This is a genomic window from Anaerobutyricum soehngenii, assembly GCF_009697165.1.
In the GTDB taxonomy this organism is placed as follows: Bacteria; Bacillota; Clostridia; order Lachnospirales; family Lachnospiraceae; genus Anaerobutyricum; species Anaerobutyricum soehngenii.
This window is the reverse complement of record NZ_VULP01000021.1, coordinates 44,819-51,074: the sequence shown is the minus strand read 5'-3', so window position 1 is coordinate 51,074 and position 6,256 is coordinate 44,819. Positions and strand designations below refer to the sequence as shown.

At 37.6% G+C, this 6,256-nt stretch carries 5 protein-coding genes; 1 reads left to right on the top strand and 4 read right to left on the bottom strand.

Annotated elements, in window-relative coordinates:
- The first annotated feature begins 78 nt into the window (after positions 1–78).
- Positions 79–474, top strand: a complete 396-nt coding sequence (tnpA, locus tag FYJ25_RS10195) for an IS200/IS605 family transposase (protein WP_154581238.1) — start codon at positions 79–81, stop codon at positions 472–474.
- A gap of 73 nt (positions 475–547) precedes the next feature.
- Here the strand turns inward: tnpA and FYJ25_RS10190 are convergent, their stop codons facing one another.
- The 4 genes from FYJ25_RS10190 to FYJ25_RS10175 form a co-directional block, all read right to left on the bottom strand.
- Complete coding sequence (locus FYJ25_RS10190; RefSeq protein WP_096239345.1) at positions 548–793, bottom strand: hypothetical protein; 246 nt, start codon at positions 791–793, stop codon at positions 548–550.
- A complete protein-coding gene (locus FYJ25_RS10185; protein WP_096239344.1) occupies positions 790–1,362 on the bottom strand; it encodes an RNA polymerase sigma factor in 573 nt (190 codons plus the stop codon). The genes FYJ25_RS10190 and FYJ25_RS10185 overlap by 4 nt, the downstream gene beginning before the upstream one ends.
- A 581-nt stretch (positions 1,363–1,943) precedes the next feature.
- The gene (locus tag FYJ25_RS10180) at positions 1,944–4,208 is read right to left on the bottom strand and encodes a DNA gyrase/topoisomerase IV subunit A (protein ID WP_154581237.1); all 2,265 of its coding nucleotides are present in this window, start codon (positions 4,206–4,208) and stop codon (positions 1,944–1,946) included.
- A gap of 83 nt (positions 4,209–4,291) precedes the next feature.
- Positions 4,292–6,208 (bottom strand): DNA gyrase/topoisomerase IV subunit B, encoded by a 1,917-nt coding sequence (locus tag FYJ25_RS10175; RefSeq protein ID WP_154581236.1) that lies wholly within the window; start codon positions 6,206–6,208, stop codon positions 4,292–4,294.
- Positions 6,209–6,256: the final 48 nt, after the last annotated feature.

The window sequence follows — 6,256 nt, the reverse complement described above, 5'->3', positions numbered from 1 at the left end:
CACAACTAAGTAAAAGTCAGCCGCCCGTTTTCGGGCGGCGAATCCACCATTATCTATGACAGGCAGTTAAGCAATCTGATGACAATTCGTGTGAGCAGTCTGGTGACAGCTCATGAAATCATTAACATTCTAGTAACCAAATATCGTAAACAATTACTCAAAGATTCTATCGCTGATGATGTTAAACAAAAGATTTTCGATATTGCTAATGCTTATGGCTACGAAATTATTGCTATAGAAACCGACAAAGATCATATACATTTCTTATTAAGTTACGATACAACAGATAAAGTTTGCGATATTGTCAAAATTGTAAAGCAAGAAACAACGTATTATTTACGGCACAAATATGGTTCGCTTCTATCTAAACAGTATTGGAAGAAGAAGATATTTTGGTCAGACGGATATTTTGCTTGTAGCATTGGAGAAGTATCTTCAGCCACTATACAAAAATATATTGAGAATCAGGGTTAACGATTAAAGATTTACAAGGCTCCTCCCACCACCTAAAGGTAGTGGGTTTCCGCCTATGGCAAACGAAAGGATTTTATTTATGAAAATATCTTTTTTCACTTTTTGTATCTTTTAACTGACTTTTACTTTTTGTCTGCTCATCTCCGATAAAATTATTATGACAACTCTCTTTTTGATATAAATTTTCCATCTTTTCTTCGAACTCTTTAGATGGCTTATACCGAATCTTTTTACTCTTTTGGCTGATTTCCTCCCATTCTTTTTCAGCACACTGTTCCACTGCTTCTTTCAACAATTCTTCAAACTTCTTATCTGTCATCTCCCATACCCCATTTCTATCATTTTCTCTTTCAATATTTTTCTCGCCCTGCTGGCTATCTTTCGCACATTATCCGGCTTTATTGAAAGAATTTCCCCTATCTCTTTACTCCCTAATTCGTTATAATATTGCAAATATAAAACTTCTTTATAAGGGTATTTCAGATTCATGATCAACTTTATCAATAGTTCCTGTTTTTCCCTGATGATAATTTCCTCTTCCAAATGATTTTTAAAAATATTCTCCTTTGCATCTAAACTTTCCTCTACATTGAAATTTTCTTTATCATCTGCATATTTATAATACTTCTGTTTTCTCATCCAATCAAAACAACGGTTTTTTAATATAGTAACAATATAATTCCATGTTTTTTTATCCTTTATATCACCAATTCGTTCCAAATGTTCCAATAAAATCAAGAATGTATCATGTACTATATTTTCCGCCTCTGCTGAATCTTCTAACAATTTCATCGCAATATAAAACATTTTATTTTTATATGTACGATAGAGAAGTTCTAAAGTTTCTCCATCTTCTTCCTTACAGTAAGTCATTAAACTTCCAAGCAATCATTCTTCCTCCTGCTTCTTTTAATTTCGCCCCTGTACAAGTGCTTCTACTATAGTAACGCATTAAGAGGACCAAATGTGACAAAAATTTAATTCATTAAGGAGAAACAGACGAAAAGCAGAAATTTGATATAGAATGAAATGTGAAGATAGTCGCGGCATAGAAAATGCCTGACCGGCATTTTTATTTGCTCCGACATCACTTTTCATTCTATATCAAATTTCTGCTTTTCTGTTTGCTGGCTCCAGATGAAATCAGGATTTTGTGTGAAAAAAATAAGGGGAATCCCCAGAAAATTATGATTAATCAAAGAATTATTTCACCATTAGAAAATAGCAGTGAAAACCAAAGTCTTCCGATTGCCCCGATTTCTTTCACTATAATATCTTTACAATTCCGTAGGAAGATATCCCCATCTAGAGATTTGGAGTTGTCAGAAAAAAGAAAAAATATCTTATCCCAGATGCGGCTTGGGAGCGTGTTTAAGATGCGGATGAGCATCTTAAATACAGCGACTACAGAGCAGATGGGATAGGGTATTTTTTCTTTTTTCGTCTACACGAAATCTACAAATCAGTTCCTATCTTCTTACCTTGACTCCTTTTCCGTCTCTTCCCATGAGTCGTATCTTACTAAATACCAGTTCTTTTTCTTTATAAATAATAGATGGGGTATCTTCCTCTTCCACTCCGGTAAGATATATGTGCTTGACATGATCCTGCTCCTGAAGCTTCATACCGCGGATACCGATTGCTCCTTTTTTCTTTCTTGTTACTTCTTCCAATGGAAAACGAAGGAAATAGCCTTCTTCACTCTGCATAATGATCTGTGCATTAGTGATACTTTCTTTGGCGTTGACAATACGTACTGCCGTTAAAGTATCCCCTTCTGCTAACTTTGTAGCAGCGACTGTCTTTTTCTGTACAATAAATTCTGCTCCATCAACAAGCTTTACCATGGATGCGGCAGTAACAAATAATAAGGAGGACTCTTTTAATACCCGATCCGGTGCAATTAAAAGAATCTGTTCATTTCTACTGTCATAATTCCCAATATTATCAAGTGGGGTTCCTTTATCCCGGAGTCGTCCTGATGGAATATCCTGCACTTTTATCTGATGCATCACACCTGTATCAGTAAATACACAGACTTTATCGGTATTCATACAGTGAACGATATGACGGTATTCTTTTAATACGGTTTCTTCATTTCTCTCGTACGTACTCTTATCAAGAATCTTAGAATAGCCGAAACGATCCATGACAAATACAACTTCTTTTTCTTCAATTGGCAGTGCTTTTACAACTGCAGCTTTTGCATTGGTAAGTTCTGTTTTTCTTTCAAATCCATAGATCTTTTTGATTTTTTCCAGATCTTTTTTCATCACTTTCTTCATGGAAGCCGGATGCTCTAAAATATCCTGATATTTATCTATCTTTTTAAGGATTTCTGCGTATTCTTCCTGTAATGCCATAATCTCAAGACCGATCAGTCGATACAGACGCATCTCAAGAATAGCGGAAGCCTGCTTTTCTGTAAAACAAAGCTTTGAAGCTTCTTTTTTCGATTTTTGTGTCTTAAAAGTAATATTGTCTGTTTCTCCATGAATCAGACAGCTCTTTGCATCTTTTAAGCTCTTGCTGCCACGAAGAATTTCTATGATCAAATCAATCATATCACTTGCTTTGATCAGACCTTCTTTAATTTCTTTTTGTTCTAATTCTTTTTTCAGAAGTGTCTCATACTTTCTTGTGAGTACTTCGTAATGGAATCTTGTATGGTAGCTTATGATATCTTTCAGGCTTAAAAGTTCCGGTCTTCCATTCGCAATAGCGAGCATATTTACCCCAAAAGTATCTTCTAATCTCGTCTTCTTATATAGAAGATTCTCAAGGCGCTCTACATCTGCATTCCGGCGAAGTTCTAATACAATACGGATACCTTCTTTTGAAGACTCATTAGAAACATCCACAATATCACTTGTTGTCTTATTCTCGATCAGACCTACCACATCTGCAATAAACTTACTGATATTTGCACCGATCATTGTGTATGGAATTTCTGTGATAACAAGCTTGTCTCTTTCTGAGCGCTTTTTCGCTTTTTCAAAATGAACCTTTCCTCGAAGTTTCATCTTTCCACTGCCTGTTTCATAAATATTCTTTAGCTCTTTCTGATTGACTACGATTCCACCTGTCGGAAAATCCGGTCCTTTTACATATTCCATCAGTTCTTCTGTCGTAATATCCGGATTATCCATATAAGCTTTCACTCCGTCTACCACTTCAGAAAGATTATGTGGAGGAATGCTTGTGGTCATGCCGACAGCGATTCCCTCTGCTCCATTAATCAAAAGATTTGGGATACGAACCGGAAGTACGACCGGCTCTTTTTCTGTTTCGTCAAAGTTTGACTGGAAATCGACCACATTCTTGTCCATATCTGCAAGGTAGACTTCCTGTGTGAATTTCTGAAGCTTTGCCTCTGTGTAACGCATCGCCGCCGCTCCGTCTCCCTCGATCGAGCCAAAGTTACCATGCCCGTCAACAAGGGGCATTCCTTTTTTAAAATCCTGTTCCATTACAACTAATGCTTCATAGATTGAGCTGTCACCATGTGGATGATACTTACCCATGGTATCTCCAACAATACGTGCTGACTTACGGTGCGGTTTATCGGCAGAAAGTCCTAACTCCTGCATCGCATACAGTACTCTCCGCTGTACAGGTTTCAAGCCATCCCTCACATCCGGAAGGGCACGCTGACAGATGACACTCATCGCATAATCAATATAAGACTTCTGCATAATATCAGAAAATTCTGTTTTTATAATCTGTTCAGACATATTTCTCTCCGTTTCTTTATTATGTACTTTCAAAATCTTTCTTTGTTTGACTTTACAAGAAAAAATTCCGAACGTACATTATTCTATAAATCCAGATCCGCATCCTTTGCATGCGTATGGATAAACTCTCTTCTCGGCGGAACTTCACTTCCCATCAACATCGATGTAACTTCTGATGCAAGTCTTCCGTCCTCAATCTCAACCTGTTTTAAGATACGTGTCTCTGGATTTAGCGTTGTTTCCCAAAGCTGCTCTGCATCCATCTCTCCAAGACCTTTAAATCGCTGTAGCGTAAAGTTACTCTTATGTGTTTTTCGATAATTCTCTAATGCTCTATCATCATAAAGATATTCTTCTTTTCCCCGCTTCGGAATTGCTTTATAAAGTGGTGGTGTTGCCAGATAAACATGTCCCTGATGAATGAGATCTGGCATAAAACGGTAGAAAAATGTCAGAAGCAATGTTGCAATATGTGCTCCATCTACATCAGCATCTGTCATAATGACAATCTTATGATACTTTAACTTGGAAATATCAAAATCATTGCCATAGCCTTCTGAAAATCCACATCCAAAAGTATGAATCATTGTCTTGATTTCCGCATTAGCAAGCACTTTATCCATGGATGCCTTCTCCACATTAAGAATCTTTCCACGAATCGGCAGAATTGCCTGTGTACGGCGATTTCTTGCTGTTTTAGCAGAACCGCCAGCAGAATCTCCCTCTACAATAAAAACCTCGCACTCTTCTGGAACACGACTCTCACAGTTTGCCAGTTTTCCGTTCGTATCGATAGAAAACTTGGACTTCGAGATGAGATTCGTTCTCGCTCTCTCCTCTGCTTTTCGAATCTTTGCAGACTTTTCCGCACAGGCAATCACCTTTTTCAGTTCTTCTAAATTCCTGTCATAATATAACGTCAGTTCTTCCCCAAGTACTTCACTAACTGCTTTTCCGGCATCCGGATTGTCTAGCTTCGTCTTAGTCTGTCCTTCAAATCTTGGATCTTTATGCTTAACAGAAAGAACTGCGGTCATACCGTTACGAACATCTGCACCGGTAAAATTCTTATCTTTTTCTTTTAAAATTCCCAGTTCTCTCGCATACTGATTCATAACAGACGTAAACTTTGTCTTAAATCCAGTAATATGGGTTCCACCTTCCATCGTACAGATATTATTACAGAATCCCATAATCGTTTCCTGAAATTCATCTACATACTGAAAAGCTGCTTCCACCTCAATATCATCGATCTTTTTCTTAAAATAAACAATCTCACCAACTGCCGGCTTTCCCTTATTCAAATCTCTGACATAAGCCTTTAATCCTTCTTCTTCATGAAAAAGGACGGTTTCCTCTTCTCCTGGTCTTCTATTCTCAAAAGTAATAGATAATCCAGGATTCAGATAAGCAGTCTCATGTAATCTGCTCTTAATGGATTCCGCCTTAAAGTATGTTTTATCAAATATTTCTCCATCTGGTAAAAAAGTAACACTCGTTCCCGTATCACCTTTTCGACACTTGCCGATGACTTCCAACGGTGCTACTGCTTTTCCTCTCTCGTACATCTGCTGATACACCTTACCATCTGACTGTACTTTCACTTCAAGCCAGACAGAAAGTGCATTAACAACGGAGGCTCCTACTCCATGAAGGCCACCGGAAATCTTATAACCTCCTGTACCAAACTTACCTCCGGCATGTAACATAGTAAATACCATCTCTACTGCCGGAATTCCTGTCTTATTATTAATTCCTGTAGGAATACCTCGTCCATTATCCCGAACCGTTGCCGTTCCGTCTTCTTCAAGAATCACCTGAATATTACTGCAATACCCTGCCAGATGCTCATCTACAGAGTTATCTACAATCTCATAAATAAGGTGATTAAGACCTCTGGTTGAAACACTTCCGATATACATTCCCGGACGCTTTCTTACCGCTTCTAGTCCCTCAAGAACTGCAATGCTATTCGCATTATATGCCATCTGTTCTCCCATAAATACCTCACAATTTTATTATAATTACTTACCTTTATACATATCTTC